The following is a 17,216-nucleotide window of genomic DNA, read 5'->3' as shown; positions in this document are numbered from 1 at the left end:
CGTCCGGCGTCCAGCGTCCAGCGTCCAGCGTCCAGCGCCTTAGTCGTCCGCTTCGATCCGATACGCCGCCAGCTTGCCATCGGCGCTCAACGCATAGAGCACGTCGTCGTAGACCACCGGGCCGGCGGCGAAGCCGTCGCGGTCGTGGTGGTAGCGGGCCACCAGTTTGCCGGTTTCCGGGTCGAGCCAGTGCAGCCAGCCTTCGAAGTCACCGACCACCACCAGGCCGTTCTGCACGGCGGTGCCGGTGAGGCGGCGGCCGTAGAGCTTGTCTTGCTGCCACAGGAAGGTGCCGCTGCGCTGTTCGACACCACGCACCAAGCCATCGGCGTCGGCGACGAACAGCTTGTCCATATCGCTGCTCAGCACCTGGTGGGTGGAAATGTCCTTGCTCCAATAGGGCCGGCCGTTCTCCCAGTCGAGCACGCCGATCTTGCCCTGGAACGTGGCGGTGAACACGCCGCCGTTCTCGACAATCAGGCTGGAATCCACGTCCACCAAACGATCCAGTTCAGAGCGGCCGACCGGCTCGGCGATGCGGCGCTCCCAGACCGGCGCGCCGCTGGCCAGGTCCACGCAGGCGACCTTGCCGCTGGCGAAACCGGCGTACACGCGCCCGCCGACGATCACCGGCTGGGCCATGCCCAGCAGGGTGAGGTTGGGCACCGGGGTTTCGTAGTTCCAGACCTGTTTGCCGTCCTCGGCGTTGAGGCCGAGCAGGTGGCCGTCCAGGGTTTGCACCACCACGATGGCGCCGTCGCTGGTGGGTGGCGCCAGGATCTCGCTGCTCACCTGGGTGCGCCACAGCTCGCTGCCGTCGTCGGCGGACAGCGCCACCGCCTGGCCTTCGCGGGTGCCGTACAGCACCTGGCCATAGCCGGCGTAGAGGCCGCCGGAGATGCGGTCCTCGGTTTTTTGCCGCCACTGGCGTTTGCCGTTTTCGCGTTCGAAGCCGAACACCTGGCCGTGCACGTCGGCGGCGAACACCTGCTGGCTGGTCACCGCCGGGCGCAGCGCCATGTCGGTTTCGTCGATGCCGTCGCCGGCGCCGGAGCGCCACAGGCGGTCCACGTTGTAGGTGGCATCGAAGTCCGGCAGTTCATTGGGCTCGATGGCGTTGGGGTTACTGCTGCAACCGGCCAGCACCAGCAGGCCGATCATCAAGGGGGCTAGGTAATGTCTCACGATGCTCTTTTCAGGTCGTCGAGTTTCATTTGCACGCGGTCCCGTTCAGCGCCGGAATCCAGCGTTTCCAGGGCACCACTGTACGCGTCTGTTGCCGCGTCCCATTTTTCACGGGCGCCGGCGATGTCGCCTTTCAATTCCAGGGCCTGGCCCTGCCAGGCGTTAGGAAAGCTGCGCGAGATCTGCTTCTCGGCGGCGTCCAGGTCGCCCTGTTGAATCTGTACACGCGCCAGCCGCAGGCGAGCGGTGTATTCCAGCTCGGCGGTGGCCGGGTCGCTGACCACGGCTTTAAGTTGCTCGGCGGCGCTGTTGAAATCGCCACCGTCCACCGCCAGCTTGGCCAGCACCAGGTGTGAATAATCCGCGTAACTGGTGCTTTCATAGTCTTTCACCAGGGTCTCGGCGGTGCCGCGCGCCTTATCCGTGTTGCCGCTTTGCAGCTCGGTCATCAGCGTTTCGTAAGAGCGCGATGCCTCGGCCGCCAGATCGCTGTTGTGGGCCTTCCACTCGCGCCAGCCGATCAGCCCCCCGACCGCCAGCACCACGACCACCACCACGGCGACGCCGTTTTTGCTCCACCACTCCTTGAGCACTTCGGCCTGTTCTTCTTCGCTACGGATGTAATCAACCACCCCGGTTTCTCCCTATTCCACTGTTCGTCTGTTCAGCTTTTAATGGTTATCCAGCCAACCGCGAGGCGAGCCAGGGGCCTGCCTCGTCATTGGCCAGTTGCACTTGTTCGCTCTGTTCGCGCAGCGGTTTGACGGTCACGGTGCCGGCGGCGACTTCGTCTTCGCCGAGAATCAGCGCGAAGCGGGCGCCGCTGCGGTCCGCTTTTTTCATCTGGCTTTTGAAACTGCCGCCGCCACAGTGGCACTGAATGCCAACGCCGGGCAGAGCATCGCGCAAACGTTCGGCCAGCGCCAGAGCGTGCGCCTGAACATCACCCATGGCGGTGATATAGAGTGCCAGAGGCGCGGGCAGTTCCGGGTTGCGTTGCTCAATCAGCAGAATCAGCCGCTCGATGCCCATGGCGAAGCCCACCGCCGGCGTCGGTTTGCCGCCCAGTTGCTCGACCAGACCATCATAACGGCCGCCCGCGCACACCGTGCCCTGGGCGCCGAGCGCGCGGGTGGTCCACTCAAACACGGTTTTGCCGTAATAATCCAGCCCGCGCACCAAGTAGGGATTGATCACATACTCGATGCCGGCGCGGTCAAGCAGCTCGCGCAGACTTTGGAAGTGGGCGCGGGCCTCGTCGTTAAGGTAATCGGCCAGTCGCGGCGCGTTTTCCAGCACTTCGCGGGTGCCGGCGTCCTTGCTGTCGAGCACTCGCAGCGGGCTGCGCTCCAGGCGCTTGCGGGAGTCTTCGTCGAGACCGGCCTGGTGCTCTTTCAGGTAGGCCACCAGCGCCTCTCGGTAGCGGGCGCGGTCGTCGCTGTCGCCCAGGGAATTGAGCTCCAGGGTGACCTGGTCGGCGAGCCCCAGCTCTTTCCACAGGCGCGCGGTGAGCAGGATCACCTCGGCGTCGATGTCCGGGCCTTGCATGCCGAAGGTCTCCACGCCGATCTGGTGGAACTGGCGGTAGCGACCCGCCTGCGGGCGCTCATGACGAAACATCGGGCCCTGATACCAGAGCCGGCGGCTCTGGTTATAGAGCAGGCCGTGCTCTTCAGCGGCGCGCACGCAACTGGCGGTGCCTTCCGGGCGCAGGGTGAGGCTGTCACCGTTGCGGTCCTCGAAGGTGTACATCTCTTTTTCGACGATGTCGGTGACCTCGCCGATGCTGCGTTTGAACAGGTCGGTCTGTTCCAGGATCGGCGTGCGGATCTCCTGGTAACCGTAGGCGCCCAGCACCGCGCGCACGCGCGCTTCCAGCCACTGCCACAGCGGGGTCTGCTCGGGCAGAATGTCGTTCATACCGCGAATCGACGCGATCTTCTTGCTCACCGGAACTCCTTAATTAAGCCGCTCGACGCCAGACGCTGGACGCCGGACGCTTTGGTTCCTTCGCCAGACGATAAACGCCGGAGGCTTGCCGCAGTTAAGCGTCAAGCGTCCGGCGTCCAGCGTCCGGCGTTCTTATTCACTTCTGGCAATAATGCCTTTGGCTTCGTCGTCGCGTATTTTCTGGACCTTGGCGCGGACCATGCTCTCCAGCTCATCGACCAGATTTTCGGATTTGATGTGGTGGCTCTTCTGGCCGTCCGCGTAGGACAGATTGTTGGGGGTGCCGCCGGTCAGGCCGACATCCACTTCGCGGGCTTCGCCGGGGCCGTTCACCAAGCAGCCGATCACCGCCAGATCCACCGATTCGTTGATGTCTTCCAGGCGCGCTTCCAGTTCGTTGACGGTCTTGATGACGTCGAAGTTCTGCCGCGAGCAGCTCGGGCAGGCGATGATGTTCACGCCTTTCTTGCGCAGGTTCAGGCTCTTGAGAATATCGAAACCGACGCGGATTTCTTCCACCGGATCGGCGGCCAGGGAGATGCGGATGGTGTCGCCGATGCCTTCCATCAGCAGCCCGCCCAGGGCCACCGCCGATTTCACCGTGCCGGAGCGGAACGTGCCCGCCTCGGTGACGCCCAGATGCAGCGGCTGCTCCACCTGGGTGGCCAGCTTGCGGTATGCCTGCAGGGTCATAAACACGTTGGAGGCCTTGACGCTGATCTTGAATTCCTGGAAGTCGTAGCGATCCAGAATGTCCACGTGGCGCAGGGCGGATTCCACCAGCGCGTCGCTGCAGGGCTCGTGGTACTTGCGCTGCAGTTCTTTCTCCAGGGACCCGGCGTTGACGCCGATGCGGATCGGCACGCCATGGTCACGGGCGGACTGGATCACCGCGCGCACCCGGTCTTCACGGCCGATGTTGCCGGGGTTGATGCGCAGGCAGTCGGCGCCTTCGTCGGCCACTTTCAGGGCGATCTTGTAATCGTAGTGAATGTCCGCCACCAGCGGCACATTGACCTGCTTGCGGATTTTCCCGAACGCCTCGGCGGCGTCCATGGTAGGCACCGAGACCCGCACGATGTCCGCGCCGACGCCTTCCAGGCTGCGAATCTGCGCCACCGTGGCGGCGACGTCGCAGGTGTCGGTGTTGGTCATGCTCTGCACGGAGATCGGCGCATCGCCACCCACCGGCACGGAGCCGACGTGGATCTGACGGGATTTGCGGCGCTTTATGGAAACTTCCGGTTCCATGATGACTCCTGAAATTCGAGCGGGTTACCTGCAAAGATGGGGGGCACGAAGGGTCAAGGCAAGGTGACGCGCACCACATCGCCGGAGCGGCTGCTGGGCAGTTCGGTGGGCTCATCATTGATGGTCAGCGACGAGACCGCCGCCGCGTCGCCGATGGTCATGCGAAACGGCGCCTTGCCTTCGACGCTGACGCTGTCGCCGGCGTTTCGCCGGCCCTGGCTGAGCGTGGCGCCGCTGGCATCAATGATCCTGATCCAGCAAACCCGGGAAAAGGTCATGCTGAGCCGGTCCACCTCCGGGGCAGCGGGAGCCGCGTCGGCGCCGGTGTCGGCGGCGGCGGCGGCCGGTGCGGCAGCGCTGGCGCCATTGCTGGCCACCGGGCCCGCGGCGGCGGTGGCGTCACCCGGGGCTTGCGGGTCCTCGCCCTGGGCGGCATCGGCGTCCTCACTCCCGGTGTCGGGCGCGGCGGGCTCAACCGTGTCCGGCAGAGCCGGTTCCGGGGCACGCTCCGGCGGCTCACCAGCCGGGTCCTGCTCCATGCGCAGTTCCGGGTTGGCGTCCGCCGGTGCCGTGCCACTGTCCTGTTGCGGCTGCTCGCGCGGCCACAGCCACCAACCCACCGCGATCACCAGCACCGCCAGCAGCACCACCAGCGCCGGCAAACGCCACTCACGGCCGCGTGGACGCGGCTCGGCCACCGCTTCCTGCTCGCGGGTGTGGCGGCGATCCTCATCCAGACGCCGCTGGTACAGGGTCGCCAGCTCTTCGCCAGAGAGCCCCAGCAGGCGGGCGTAATTGCGCAGGTACCCCTTCACGAACGGCGGTTCGGGGAGGCGGTCGTAGTCGTCTTCTTCCAGAAAGGTCAGAAACGCCGTCGACAAATGCAGCTCGCGGGCCACATCCTGGCGACTTAACCCTTTTTCTTCGCGCGCCTGGCGCAGACGCGCGCCGGGCAGTGCGGCTTCCTGTTCGTTCATTTACCGTGCCTCCTGCCCGCTCTGCCACGCTCTCCAGGCCCGGTATTCCCGGGAATTCTGGTAGAGATTCTGCAGAGCGAGTTCGTAGCTGGATTGCTCATTCTTGCGCCCCAGCGCCGCGGCCAGACGGATTCCCAACCACAGCCCGTCGGCGCTCGGCCGGCCGGTACGGCTCTGATACTGTTGGTAATAATCCCATCCCAGGCGGTAACGCTGCTCGCCAAAATAGAGCCGCGCCAGTTCCAGCGAAGCGCTGGTGGATTGGGGATTCAGGCGCAGCGCCTTAATGAAAGCCTGTTTGGCTTGCTCGGGCTCGTTGAGAGCCTGGTAGCACTGTCCCATGTTGCTGAACGCGCTGCCCCGGGCCTCGTAGCTGGCATCATTGGCGGCGCGTTTGAATTTTTCCAGTGCCTCTTTGTAACGACCCTGCGAGTACAACAAAGTGCCGTAATTGTTGAGCGCCGGCGAAAAATCACTGTCGGCGCGCAACGCCTTTTTGTAGTGCTCTTCTTCCCTCTCCGGATCACGCTCATAGCTGTACAGCAGCGCCATGGCGTTGTGCGCCTCGGGGCTGTCCGGATTGAGCGCCAGGGCGCGCGAGAAGTGCCGGCGCGCTTCGGAAGGATTGCGTTGCTGGAGGTATTGCAGCCCGGCGGCGACGCGGGTGGTCACCGCATCGTCGATGTTCACCCGGGGGGCGTTGGGGTCCGTGGCGCAGGCGGCCAGCAGGCCGGCGGCGAGCAGGATCGGAACCAATCTCAACAGGACACTCATTACACAGACGCTGTGTTGTTGTCGGGCTGTTCCGAGCGATGAAAAATGGATTGCTTCCAGCGCTCGCTGCGGCGGGTACGGTCTTTCACCTCACCCACCAATTGACCGCACGCCGCGTCGATGTCGTCGCCGCGGGTGGTGCGCACCATGGTGAGCACGCCATTGTCGTTCAGGAATTTATGGAATGCCAGGATGTCGGCCTGACGCGAGCGTTCGTAGCCAGAATGAGGAAAGGCGTTGAAAGGAATCAGGTTCACTTTCACCGGCACATCCTTGAGCAGCTTGACCAGCTGGCGGGCGTGCTCAGGTTGGTCGTTCACATCGCGCAGCATCACGTATTCCATGGTGATGGTCTTGTGGCGATGGGTGATGTTTTCGCTGTAACGCTTGCACGCGGCAATCAACTCCGCGAGCGGGTATTTGCGGTTGAGCGGCACCAGCTCGTTGCGCAGCTCGTCGTTGGGGGCGTGCAGGCTGACCGCCAGGGACACATCCAGGTCCTGGCTGAGCTGATCGATTTTCGGCACCACCCCGGAGGTGGAGAGCGTGATGCGGCGCTTGCTGATGCCGTAGCCGAGATCGTCGCGCATGATGCGCATCGATTCCAGCACCGGGCCATAGTTCAGCATCGGCTCGCCCATGCCCATCATCACCACGTTGGTGATCGGGTGCTCGCCAAGGTTCTTGCGCGGCCCGAAGGCACGGCTGGCCTGCCACACCTGGCCGATGATCTCGGCGCTGGTCAGGTCACGCTGGAAACCCTGCTTGCCGGTGGAGCAGAAACTGCAGTCCACCGCGCAGCCCACCTGGGAAGAGACACACAGGGTGCCGCGGCGACCGTCGGGAATGAATACGGTCTCCACGGCGCCGCCGTTGTCGGCCTCGAACACCCATTTACGGGTGCCGTCCCGGGAGATGCCCTCGTGGAGCACCTTGGGACCGCGAATTTCGGCCACGCGGGCCAGCTTTTCGCGCAACGCCTTGCCGACGTCGGTCATCTGCTCGAAGGAATCCGCCTGATGGTGGTGGATCCACTTCAGTACCTGCTGGGCGCGGAATTTCTTCTCGCCCATGTCCAGGAAGAACGCTTCCATTTGCGGGCGGGTAAGGCCCAGCAGATTGACCTTGTCGGGGGCTGTCATAGTGTCCTCCAGGCACCTTGCTGAAACCGTGTTTCAGCGGGTGCGCGGGCAGATTTCCTCGTCGGCGAAGAAGTAGGCCACTTCGCGGGCCGCGGATTCCACGGAATCAGAACCATGGACCGCGTTTTCATCGATGGTTTCCGCGAAATCGGCGCGGATGGTGCCGGGTTCGGCGTCCTTGGGGTTGGTGGCGCCCATCAGGTCACGGTTTTTCAGAACCGCGCCCTCGCCTTCCAGCGCCTGCACGATCACCGGGCCGCTGGTCATAAAGGCCACCAGATCGCCGAAGAAGGGGCGCTCTTTATGTTCGGCATAGAAGCCTTCGGCTTGCTCGCGGCTCAGGTGCAGCATTTTCATTGCCACGACTTGCAGGTCCGCTTTCTCGAAGCGGCCAACGATCTCGCCGATTGCGTTCTTGGCCACGGCATCAGGCTTGATGATAGAGAGGGTACGCTCAACAGCCATCTGTCTGTTTACTCCGGTTTACGTGAATGTATAGCGTGAATGTGTGCACGGCGGGCGCCTGCCGGCCCCCTGACGGCCCGGAAGGGCCCGTTGGCCTTCCCGAGCCCTGAAACCGGCGGATTATACGCATCCGCCCTCGAATATGATACCGTTGCCGGCTCCCCGCCGGAGCCCCGGCACGCGGATTCCACCCCGGCCGGTTATCGCGTATAATACCCGAGTAAATTACTCTGGTATTCTGAATTATGAGCAGCCAAGCCGAACTCGACAAAGTCATTCGCTCCGAGTACGAGGCCGGGTTCACCACTCTGGTGGAATCCGACACCCTGCCGCCGGGCCTGAACGAAGACATCATTCGCGTCATTTCCGCCAAAAAGGAGGAGCCCGAGTGGATGCTCGAGTGGCGCCTGGAGGCCTACCGCCATTGGCAGGAGATGCCCGAACCGGGCTGGGCGCACCTCAACTACCCACCGGTGGACTACAATTCCATCTCCTACTATTCCGCGCCCAAGAGCATGGAAGACCGGCCCCAGAGCCTGGACGAGGTGGACCCGGAGCTTCTCGAAACCTATAAGAAGCTGGGCATCCCGCTGCACGAGCAGGAAATGCTCGCCGGCGTGGCGGTGGACATGGTGTTCGACTCGGTGTCGGTGGCCACCACCTTCAAGGCCAAGCTGGCCGAGGCCGGGGTGATCTTCTGCTCGATCTCCGAGGCGATCCGCGAACATCCCGAGCTGGTGCGCAAGTATCTGGGCACGGTGGTGCCGAAAGGCGACAACTTCTTCGCCGGACTGAACTCCGCGGTATTCACCGATGGCTCTTTTGTGTACATCCCAAAGGGTGTGCGCTGCCCGATGGAGCTGTCCACCTACTTCCGCATCAACGAGGCCAACACCGGCCAGTTCGAGCGCACCCTGATCATCGCCGACGAGGGCAGCTACGTCAGCTACCTGGAAGGCTGCACCGCCCCCCAGCGCGATGAGAACCAGTTGCACGCGGCGGTGGTGGAGCTGGTCGCCCTGCCCGGCGCCGAGATCAAGTATTCCACGGTGCAAAACTGGTATCCCGGCGATGAGAATGGCAAGGGTGGCATCTTCAACTTCGTCACCAAGCGCGGCGTCGCCCACGACAACGCCAAGATCAGCTGGACCCAGGTGGAAACCGGTTCGGCGATCACCTGGAAGTACCCCTCGGTGGTGCTGCGCGGCGACAATTCCGTGGGCGAGTTCTACTCGGTGGCGCTGACCCGCCACGCCCAACAGGCGGACACCGGCACCAAGATGATCCACCTGGGCAAGAACACCAAAAGCACCATCGTTTCCAAGGGCATTTCCGCCGGCCGCAGCAACAACAGTTACCGCGGTCTGGTGCGCATGGGCCCGCGCGCCGAGAACGCGCGCAATTTCACCCAGTGCGACTCGCTGCTGCTGGGCGATACCTGCGGCGCCCACACTTTCCCGTACATCGAGTCCAAGCACCCCAGCGCCACCATTGAGCACGAGGCCACCACCTCCAAGGTCAGTGATGACCAGCTGTTCCTGTGCCGCCAGCGCGGCATTGACCCGGAAAAGGCGATCTCGATGATCGTCAACGGCTTCTGCAAGGAAGTGTTCAAGGAACTGCCCATGGAGTTCGCGGTGGAAGCCGGCAAGCTGCTGGAAGTGAGCCTGGAAGGGGCGGTTGGCTGATCCAACTTAGAGCCCCTCTCCCCTGGAGGGAGAGGGGTTAGGGAGAGAGGGAACGACCGCGGAGTCGTTGCCAACCCGGTCACCCCCTCTCCCTGGCCCTCTCCCGCGAGGGGAGAGGGGACTCTCCAGAACGTAACGGAGACACAGCCTCGGGCTGGCACATTCAATCGAAAGGCGTATTCGTACATGTTGGAAATTCGCGATCTGCACGCCGCCGTTGGCGGCAAAGCCATCCTTAAAGGCCTGAACCTGACCGTCAAACCGGGCGAGGTGCACGCCATCATGGGGCCCAACGGCTCTGGCAAATCGACCTTGGCCAACGTGCTGGCGGGCCGGGACAACTACGAGATCACCGGCGGGGAAGCGCTGTTCGAGGGCAAAAGCCTGGCCGATCTGGAGCCCGAAGAACGCGCCCAGTTGGGTCTGTTCCTGGCGTTCCAGTATCCGGTGGAAATCCCCGGTGTCTCCAACATGGAATTTCTGAAGGCGGCCCTGGAAGCCACCCGCAAGGCCCAGGGCAAGGAAGAGTGGGATTCGGTGACGTTGCTGCGCAAGGCCCGTGAAGCCTGCAAACAGGTGAATCTGGATGCCCAATTCCTCAAGCGCGGAGTCAATGAAGGTTTTTCCGGCGGCGAGAAAAAACGCAACGAAATCATGCAGATGCTGCTGATGGAACCGAAGCTGGCGCTGCTCGACGAAACCGACTCCGGCCTGGATATCGACGCTCTGCAAACGGTGGCGCGCGGCGTCAATTCGCTGCGCGGCCCGGAGCGCGGCATCGTGCTGGTGACCCACTACCAGCGCCTGCTCGATTACATCGTGCCGGATCACGTGCACGTGCTCTCCAACGGCCGCATCATCAAATCCGGCGGCAAGGAGCTGGCGCTGGAGCTGGAAGACAAAGGCTACGGCTGGCTGACCGGCGAAGAGGGTGAGTCCGCATGAGCGAGAGCCTGCCCGAGGATCTTAAACGCCAGGCGCTGGCCCGGGCCGGCCAGGCGCCGGCCGAGGACGGTGCGCTGAGCACGCTGCGCCGGGACAGCCTGGCCGCGTTGCAGTCCGCCGATTTCCCGGGCCGCAAAAGCGAGCGCTGGAAATACACCTCCCTGCACCCGCTCAGCGACGGCCACTTGCAGCACGCCGCCCAGGGCGCCGCGCCGGCGCGGCTGCCGGTGCTGTCCGATTACCGCATCGTGATGGTCAATGGCCACCTGGACGAGAGCCAGACGCGCCTGCCCGAGGGTGTCAGCCTGCGCCGGGAAGCGGAGCGCCTGGACGGCTTGAGTAATCCGTTCGCGCTGCTCAATGGCGCGGCGCTGAACGACGCGATCTCGCTGGAAGTGGCTCCCAACACCGAGGTGGCCGAGCCGCTGCATGTGCTGATGTTCGCCGCCAGCGACACCCCCGCCCATTGCCACACCCGCCTGGAAGTGCTGGTGAACCGGGGCAGCCGGCTGACGCTGATCGAGCACTACGAGGGCCATGGCGCGGCGCTGACCAACGCGGTCACCGCCATCGAGACCCGTGATAACGCCCAACTGACCCACTACCGCCTGCAAAGCGAGGCGGCGGACAGCCTGCACATCGGCACCCTGCTGTTCCAGCAGACCGGTGTCAGCCGCATCGACAGCTACCAGTTGATGGCCGGTAACCGGCTGCGCCGCAACGAGGTGATCGCGCTGCTCGACAAAAGCGGCGCGGAGCTGGCCATGAACGGCATTTTCGTGGCCCGCGGCCGCACCCACGTGGACAACCAGCTGTGCGTGGAACACCGCGTGCCCGATTGCACTTCCAACCAGATCTACCGGGGCCTGGCCGGCGAAAAGGGCAAAGCGACCCTGAATGGCCGCATTCACATCCACCGGGGCGCCAGCGGCACCCTGGCGGAATTGAGCAACAAGAACCTGCTGCTCAACCCGGGCGCGGAGATCAACACCAAGCCGGAGTTGGAAATCTACAACGACGACGTCAAGTGCGCCCACGGCGCCACCGTCGGCCAGCTCGACGCCGCCCAGCAGTTCTACCTGCGCTCCCGGGGCATCCCGGCGGCGGACGCCAAACGCATGCTCGGCCTGGGCTTTATCAATGAGCTGGTGATGGCCCTGCCCGATGAGAATGTAGCCGAGTGGGTACGCCCATGGCTGGCGGCGGAGCTGGGCCAGCGCCCCGAGGCCGGCGAGGAGGCAGCATGAGTTTCGACGTGAACACCTTGCGCCAGGATTTCCCGATCCTCGATCAGCAGGTGAACGGCAAGCCGCTGGTGTATCTGGACAACGCCGCCACCACCCAGAAGCCGCGCGCGGTGATCGAGGCGGTGGACGACTATTACCGCCGCTTCAACAGCAACGTGCACCGCGCCGCCCACCACCTGAGCGACATCGCCACCCGCACCTTCGAGGACACCCGCGCCGAGGTGGCCGCGTTCATCAACGCCAGCCGCGAAGAGGTGATCTGGACCAAGGGCACCACCGAGGGCATCAATCTGGTGGCGCAGTGCGTGGGCCGCGAGCGGCTCAAGCCCGGCGATGAAGTGCTGATCACCACGCTTGAGCACCACGCCAACATCGTGCCCTGGCAGCAGGCCTGCCTGGCCACCGGCGCCACCCTGAAAGTGGTGCCGCTGCGCGAGGACGGAAGCGTCGACGAAGACGCCTACTATCAATTGCTCAACGAGCGCACCCGCATCGTGGCGCTGTCCCATGTGTCCAACAGCCTGGGCACCGTGAATCCGGTGGCGAAATGGGTGCAATCCGCCCGCGAAGCCGGCGCCATCACCCTGGTGGACGGCGCCCAGGCGGTAGGCCATTTCCCGGTGGACGTGGCGCGCATCGGCTGCGATTTCTATGCTTTTTCCGCGCACAAGATGTTCGGCCCCACCGGCATCGGCGCGCTGTTCGGCCGCCGCGACCTGCTCGAGGCAATGCCGCCCTACCAGACTGGCGGCGAGATGATCGAGGTGGTGACCTTCGAGCGCACCACTTGGAATCAGCTGCCTTACAAGTTCGAACCGGGCACGCCCAATATCGCCGGAGTGGTCGGCTTTGGCGCCGCGGTGCGCTGGCTGAACCAACAGGATCGCACCGCCCTGGCCAGCCACGAAGACGCGCTGATCGCCGCCGCCACCGAACACGCCCGCGCCTTCAAGGGCTTGAAAATCATCGGTAACGCCGCCACCAAGATCGGTATCCTGTCGTTTCTGCTGGACGGCGCGCACCCAGGCGATGTGGGCATGCTGCTCGACCAGCAAGGCGTGGCGGTGCGCACCGGGCATCATTGCTGCATGCCGCTGATGGACAGCCTGGGCATTCCCGGCACCGCGCGCGCCTCGTTTTCGATCTACAATACCCTGGAAGAAGTGGACGGCCTTTTCCGGGCGTTGGAAAAGGTTCGGACTTTTCTTTGAAACTTGAGGAGAGTTGAAAGTTGAAAGTGAAAAGTTGAAAGGCCAACCGGAGAGCGCGGCACCCTGCCTGCCCGGCTGGCAATGCCGCCGAACCGCGTTGTAACTTTTAACTTGTCACTTTCAACTGGTTCTCTGCTAGGTGCCATTATGACCGTACAAACCTTCGTACCCGGCCAGGCGGAAATCCGCATGACCGAGACCGCCCGCAAACAGGCGCGCCGCGAGATCGAGCGCGCCGGCGCCGCCGGCATCCGCTTGAATCTGGATGAATCCGGTTGTTCCGGCTTTATGTACGTGCTCGATTTCGTGGACGCCGCCAACGCCGGCGACCAACGCTTCGACGTGGACGGCATCGCCTTGTATGTGCCGGAAAAATGGCTCGGCGTGCTCAACGGCCTGGAGATCGATTACGTCACCGAAGGCGTCAACAGCCTGTTCAAGTTCCGCAATCCCAACGCCACCGGCGAATGCGGCTGCGGTGAAAGCTTCACCGTGGATCAGATGGACGAGGTATAAACGCTTGGCCACTGGATCTTCCGCCTCCGAACAACGCACCGTGGTGGTAAGCCGGGACGTGCCCGCTCGGCTGGTGCCCGATGGCACCCGCATTACCATCCATAAAAACACCTTCGTGAATCTGCGTCAGGCGCTGGGTGGCACCTATACGGTGACCGTGAACGGCAACATGGCGCGCATCGACGGCACCGACGCGGACGCCATCGGGCAGACGCCCCTGGAACTGGATTTCGATCCGCCACGGGCCGATGGCCAGGTGAGGGAACAGGATTTGCAGCACGCGCTGGGCACCATTTTCGACCCGGAAATCCCGGTGAACATCGTCGATCTGGGGCTGGTGTATGGCTGCGATGTGATCCAGCGCACCGCGGATTCTGGTGAGAAGCAGAATGTGGTGCAGGTGCGCATGACCCTGACCGCGCCCAACTGCGGCATGGGGCCGGTGCTGGTCGGCGACGTGGAAGACCGCCTTGCCAAGGTGCCCAACGTGGACGCCGTGGAAGTGGCGCTGATCTTCGACCCGCCCTGGAGCCGCGAAATGATGACCGAAGAAGCTCAACTGGAGCTGGGATTGTTTTAGGAAGCTGCAAGCTGCAAGCCACAAGCTGCAAGCTTTGAGATACGCCGAGCGCGACTTGAAGCTTGTAGCTTGTGGCTTGAAGCTTGCGGTTCCGAAGGAGCCGCACATTGTCTGATTTTGATATCCGCAACATCCATCTCGGCGATACCGTTACCGCCGACGATGTGATCGAAGATCTGGAATTCCTGGACGATTGGGAAGAGCGCTATCGCTACATCATCGATCTGGGCAAGCAGATTCCGTCGATGCCCGAGGCGCTGCGCACCGAGGAACGTTTCGTGCGCGGTTGCCAGAGCCAGGTATGGCTGGTCACCGAGTACGACCAGGCCGAGGACCGGCTTTATCTGGCGGTGGAATCGGATGCCCTGATCGTGCGTGGCCTGGCGGCGATGGTGTTGATCGCACTGAACCGCAAAACCCCCGCCGAGGTCGCCGCCTACGACATGGAAGCGTTTTTTGAGCGGGTCGATCTGATTCGCCACCTCAGCCCCACGCGAGGTAACGGCTTGCGCTCCATGGTGGCGCGGGTCAAGCACGAAGCCTCAGCGCTGGCCGCCTGAGCGAGCACGCTTACGGCTGCCTCTCGGCGGCCGCGCCCTCCCCGCCCGGTGGCGCGGCATTCTGTAATCGCACCACGAAACGACGCCCTCCCTCTTCACCGCTGGCCGACGACAGCAACTCCACCCGCTCGCCAAAATAATCCGCCACCCCGTACACACAGCCCAGCGCCAGCGCGCTCAGGTCGCGGTGTGAGTGGTAATCAATTTCCAGGGTATCCGCGGACAACGCCGTCACATCAATGCGCGGCGGGCGGGCGCGCGGGTCGCGCAGGCGAACCACTTTCTGGTGAATGTGCTCCTCCACATGGAGCAGAAAAGTGCGCGCATCCCACTGGCGGGGAATCATCGCCCGGTACATATTGATCAACGGCCCGATCAGCCAGTGCCCGAACGCCTGCAGCAGGTCATCGCGACACAACCCGATTTCGCCGGTCATCGCCAACAGCAACTGCTCCAGCTCTTCGTCGGCGTAGTTGTGCACCGGCGTATGCATCTTGCCCGGCTGGCCGGCGCGCACCTGCACGCTTTCCCAAACCCGGGCGCCGAACCGCTCACTGACAAAAGGCCGCAGGTGATGAAGAAGCACACCGTGCATGAAACAGACGCCCCCAACTTCATTTCCCCGCGTGATGTGTTATTCCCGAGCGCCCCACTGACTACCCCAGCCCCCCATTCTCTTCACCATTCTTTTCATCTTAAAGCAAGTCGCGGGCCAACCTGAAAGCGACGATTCAAGCGCGGTTCTTCAACGCCGCGCGCAAGCGGGTGACGGCATCCGTCACATTCTGCGCCGCCCGGTCAATGTCCGCTTCCGTGGTAAAGCGGCCCACCGAGAAGCGCACCGAACTGTGCGCCAGGGCATCGGCCACGCCCATCGCCTTGAGCACATAGGAAGGCTCCAGCGACGCCGAGGTGCACGCCGAGCCGGTGGACACCGCCACCTCGCTCATGGCGGTGAGCAGCATTTCCCCGTCCACCCCGGCGAAGCCCACGTTCAGATGCCCGGCCAAACGCGGGGCCGCGGCGCCGTTGAGTTGCACATCGGGCAGCCCGGAAAGCGCGCCCCACAGGCGATCGCGCAGGCCGGCGATGCGCGCCTGCTCATCGTCACGCTGCCCGGCGGCCAGCGCCAGCGCCTCGCCCATGCCCACGATCTGATGGGTCGCCAGGGTGCCCGAACGCATATTGCGCTCATGACCGCCACCGTGAATCTGCGACGCCACGCGCACGTCCGGATGGCGCCGCACATAGAGCGCGCCAATGCCCTTGGGGCCATAGTTCTTGTGCGCGCACAGCGACACCAGATCCACCGGCAGCTCACGCACATCCAGCGGCAGCTTGCCCACGCTCTGGGCCGCGTCGGTGTGAAACAACACGCCGTGCTCGCGGCACAGGGCGCCGATGGCGGCGATGTCGTTGATCACCCCGGTTTCGTTATTGGCGTGCATGATCGACACCAGCACGGTGTCCTCGCGCAGTGCGGCGCTGACGTCGGCCGGATCAATACGACCATCCACCGCCGGTTTCAGCCAGGTGACGCTGGCCAGCCCCTGGCGCTCCAGCCAGCCACAGGGGTCCAGCACCGCCTTGTGTTCGGTTTCAGAGGTAATGATGTGGCCACCGCCGCGCTGCTCGATCACGCCCTTGATGGCCAGGTTATTGGCCTCGGTAGCGCCGCTGGTCCAGACGATTTCACGGGCATCGGCGTTCAGCACCTCGGCGACCTGACGGCGCGCCGTCTCCACCGCCTCTTCCGCCAGCCAGCCGTACATATGGCTGCGCGAGGCCGGGTTGGCGAAGGTGCCTTCCGCATCCAGATGACGCACCATCGCCGCCACCACCCGCGGGTCCACCGGGGTGGTGGCGGCGTAATCGAGATAAACCGCTTGAGACATGATGATTAAAACCGGAGCTGTTAGAGGGTGTTGACGGTCATCCGCAGATGGCGATTCTGGCGGGCATCCTGCCGCTCGGCCACGCTTCGCACCTCATGGCGGGCCACCAGCTCACTCAGGGTAATGCCAGAGAGGAAATCCTGAATCTGATCGGACAAATCGCACCACAGATGATGGGTCAGGCAGGTGTGGCCTTCCTGACAATCGCCCTGGCCACCGCAACGGGTGGCGTCCACGGATTCGTCCACTGCCGCGATCACCTCGGCGATGCTGATCTCGCCACCGCCTCGGCTCAGGCGGTAACCGCCACCGGGCCCACGCACACTGCCTACCAGCTGACAACGGCGCAGCTTGGCGAACAACTGCTCCAGATAGGAAATCGAAATGCCCTGGCGCTCGGAGATGTCCGCCAGCGACACCGGCCCGGCATCCGCGTGCAGAGCCAGATCCAGCATGGCGGTGACCGCATAACGGCCTTTGGTGGTCAGACGCATACCCACACCCTTGGTACGTGATTACCGTGTAGCCTATAAAGACCCAGTAAATCTATCAAGTATTATCGGCATACTAATTGATAATTGTTCTCATGTAAAAACATCCTGCACAAGAAATCGCCACCCGAGAGGCTCACTGGCCAACCGTTCTTGACAGCGGCAAACCGCTCGCGGACAATTCGCGACCTCTGGCAAGGTAGCTCAGCTGGTTAGAGCACAGCACTCATAATGCTGGGGTCGGCGGTTCAAGTCCGCCCCTTGCTACCACCTTCAAGGGAGCCGCCCAATAGGGCGGCTTTTTTGTGGCCGCCAGGCTGGTGCATTAAATCCCGGCCG

Annotated in this window: 18 protein-coding genes and 1 tRNA gene; 8 read left to right on the top strand and 11 right to left on the bottom strand. The window is 63.6% G+C overall.

What is annotated here, in order from left to right; all coding sequences use genetic code 11:
* Window positions 1-39: 39 nt before the first annotated feature.
* The 8 genes from bamB to ndk form a co-directional block, all read right to left on the bottom strand.
* Window positions 40-1,185, bottom strand: coding sequence for an outer membrane protein assembly factor BamB (gene bamB, locus CGS25_RS01700; protein ID WP_101674354.1), 1,146 nt, complete (start codon window positions 1,183-1,185; stop codon window positions 40-42).
* Window positions 1,182-1,817, bottom strand: a complete 636-nt coding sequence (locus tag CGS25_RS01695; RefSeq protein WP_101674353.1) for a YfgM family protein — start codon at window positions 1,815-1,817, stop codon at window positions 1,182-1,184. Before CGS25_RS01695 ends, bamB begins: the two co-directional genes overlap by 4 nt.
* 46 nt (window positions 1,818-1,863) lie before the next feature.
* A complete protein-coding gene (gene hisS, locus CGS25_RS01690; RefSeq protein ID WP_101674352.1) occupies window positions 1,864-3,135 on the bottom strand; it encodes a histidine--tRNA ligase in 1,272 nt (423 codons plus the stop codon).
* A gap of 132 nt (window positions 3,136-3,267) precedes the next feature.
* Window positions 3,268-4,386 carry a flavodoxin-dependent (E)-4-hydroxy-3-methylbut-2-enyl-diphosphate synthase gene (ispG, locus tag CGS25_RS01685; RefSeq protein WP_089031298.1) on the bottom strand — a complete coding sequence of 373 codons (1,119 nt, stop codon included), beginning with the start codon at window positions 4,384-4,386 and terminating at the stop codon, window positions 3,268-3,270.
* Between the two features lie 53 nt (window positions 4,387-4,439).
* The gene (locus tag CGS25_RS01680) at window positions 4,440-5,363 is read right to left on the bottom strand and encodes a RodZ domain-containing protein (RefSeq protein ID WP_101674351.1); all 924 of its coding nucleotides are present in this window, start codon (window positions 5,361-5,363) and stop codon (window positions 4,440-4,442) included.
* Window positions 5,364-6,125, bottom strand: a complete 762-nt coding sequence (gene pilW / locus CGS25_RS01675) for a type IV pilus biogenesis/stability protein PilW (RefSeq protein ID WP_232802199.1) — start codon at window positions 6,123-6,125, stop codon at window positions 5,364-5,366. It lies immediately after the preceding gene.
* Between the two features lie 11 nt (window positions 6,126-6,136).
* Complete coding sequence (gene rlmN, locus CGS25_RS01670; RefSeq protein WP_089031295.1) at window positions 6,137-7,279, bottom strand: 23S rRNA (adenine(2503)-C(2))-methyltransferase RlmN; 1,143 nt, start codon at window positions 7,277-7,279, stop codon at window positions 6,137-6,139.
* 33 nt (window positions 7,280-7,312) lie between these two features.
* Complete coding sequence (gene ndk / locus CGS25_RS01665; protein WP_089031294.1) at window positions 7,313-7,744, bottom strand: nucleoside-diphosphate kinase; 432 nt, start codon at window positions 7,742-7,744, stop codon at window positions 7,313-7,315.
* 245 nt (window positions 7,745-7,989) lie between these two features.
* Here ndk and sufB point away from each other — a divergent pair, with 245 nt between their 5' ends.
* The 7 genes from sufB to CGS25_RS01630 all read left to right on the top strand — a co-directional run bounded on the left by sufB (window position 7,990) and on the right by CGS25_RS01630 (window position 14,491).
* Window positions 7,990-9,432 (top strand): Fe-S cluster assembly protein SufB, encoded by a 1,443-nt coding sequence (sufB, locus tag CGS25_RS01660; RefSeq protein WP_101674349.1) that lies wholly within the window; start codon window positions 7,990-7,992, stop codon window positions 9,430-9,432.
* Between the two features lie 186 nt (window positions 9,433-9,618).
* The gene (sufC, locus tag CGS25_RS01655) at window positions 9,619-10,377 is read left to right on the top strand and encodes a Fe-S cluster assembly ATPase SufC (RefSeq protein WP_089031292.1); all 759 of its coding nucleotides are present in this window, start codon (window positions 9,619-9,621) and stop codon (window positions 10,375-10,377) included.
* Window positions 10,374-11,624 (top strand): Fe-S cluster assembly protein SufD, encoded by a 1,251-nt coding sequence (gene sufD, locus CGS25_RS01650; RefSeq protein ID WP_089031291.1) that lies wholly within the window; start codon window positions 10,374-10,376, stop codon window positions 11,622-11,624. Before sufC ends, sufD begins: the two co-directional genes overlap by 4 nt.
* Complete coding sequence (locus tag CGS25_RS01645; protein ID WP_089031290.1) at window positions 11,621-12,835, top strand: aminotransferase class V-fold PLP-dependent enzyme; 1,215 nt, start codon at window positions 11,621-11,623, stop codon at window positions 12,833-12,835. Before sufD ends, CGS25_RS01645 begins: the two co-directional genes overlap by 4 nt.
* A 147-nt stretch (window positions 12,836-12,982) precedes the next feature.
* Window positions 12,983-13,351, top strand: a complete 369-nt coding sequence (locus CGS25_RS01640; RefSeq protein ID WP_101674348.1) for a HesB/IscA family protein — start codon at window positions 12,983-12,985, stop codon at window positions 13,349-13,351.
* Between the two features lie 4 nt (window positions 13,352-13,355).
* Entirely contained in the window at window positions 13,356-13,931 is a 576-nt protein-coding gene (gene sufT / locus CGS25_RS01635; RefSeq protein WP_089031288.1) for a putative Fe-S cluster assembly protein SufT, read from the top strand.
* Window positions 13,932-14,038: 107 nt separating this feature from the next.
* Window positions 14,039-14,491, top strand: coding sequence for a SufE family protein (locus tag CGS25_RS01630; protein WP_101674347.1), 453 nt, complete (start codon window positions 14,039-14,041; stop codon window positions 14,489-14,491).
* A 10-nt stretch (window positions 14,492-14,501) separates the two neighbouring features.
* Here CGS25_RS01630 and CGS25_RS01625 read toward each other — a convergent pair whose 3' ends face one another.
* The 3 genes from CGS25_RS01625 to iscR all read right to left on the bottom strand — a co-directional run bounded on the left by CGS25_RS01625 (window position 14,502) and on the right by iscR (window position 16,880).
* Complete coding sequence (locus CGS25_RS01625) at window positions 14,502-15,086, bottom strand: heme NO-binding domain-containing protein (protein ID WP_101674346.1); 585 nt, start codon at window positions 15,084-15,086, stop codon at window positions 14,502-14,504.
* 136 nt (window positions 15,087-15,222) lie between these two features.
* Window positions 15,223-16,386 (bottom strand): IscS subfamily cysteine desulfurase, encoded by a 1,164-nt coding sequence (locus CGS25_RS01620; RefSeq protein WP_101674345.1) that lies wholly within the window; start codon window positions 16,384-16,386, stop codon window positions 15,223-15,225.
* 20 nt (window positions 16,387-16,406) lie between these two features.
* The gene (gene iscR, locus CGS25_RS01615) at window positions 16,407-16,880 is read right to left on the bottom strand and encodes a Fe-S cluster assembly transcriptional regulator IscR (protein WP_101674344.1); all 474 of its coding nucleotides are present in this window, start codon (window positions 16,878-16,880) and stop codon (window positions 16,407-16,409) included.
* 190 nt (window positions 16,881-17,070) lie between these two features.
* Here iscR and CGS25_RS01610 point away from each other — a divergent pair.
* Window positions 17,071-17,147: transfer RNA gene (locus CGS25_RS01610), tRNA-Met, on the top strand.
* The last annotated feature ends 69 nt before the right edge of the window (window positions 17,148-17,216 follow it).

This window comes from Alloalcanivorax mobilis (assembly GCF_002864685.1).
GTDB classification, from domain to species: Bacteria; Pseudomonadota; Gammaproteobacteria; order Pseudomonadales; family Alcanivoracaceae; genus Alloalcanivorax; species Alloalcanivorax mobilis.
The sequence above is the reverse complement of the archived record's forward strand: the minus strand, read 5'-3'. Positions and strand labels throughout refer to the sequence as shown.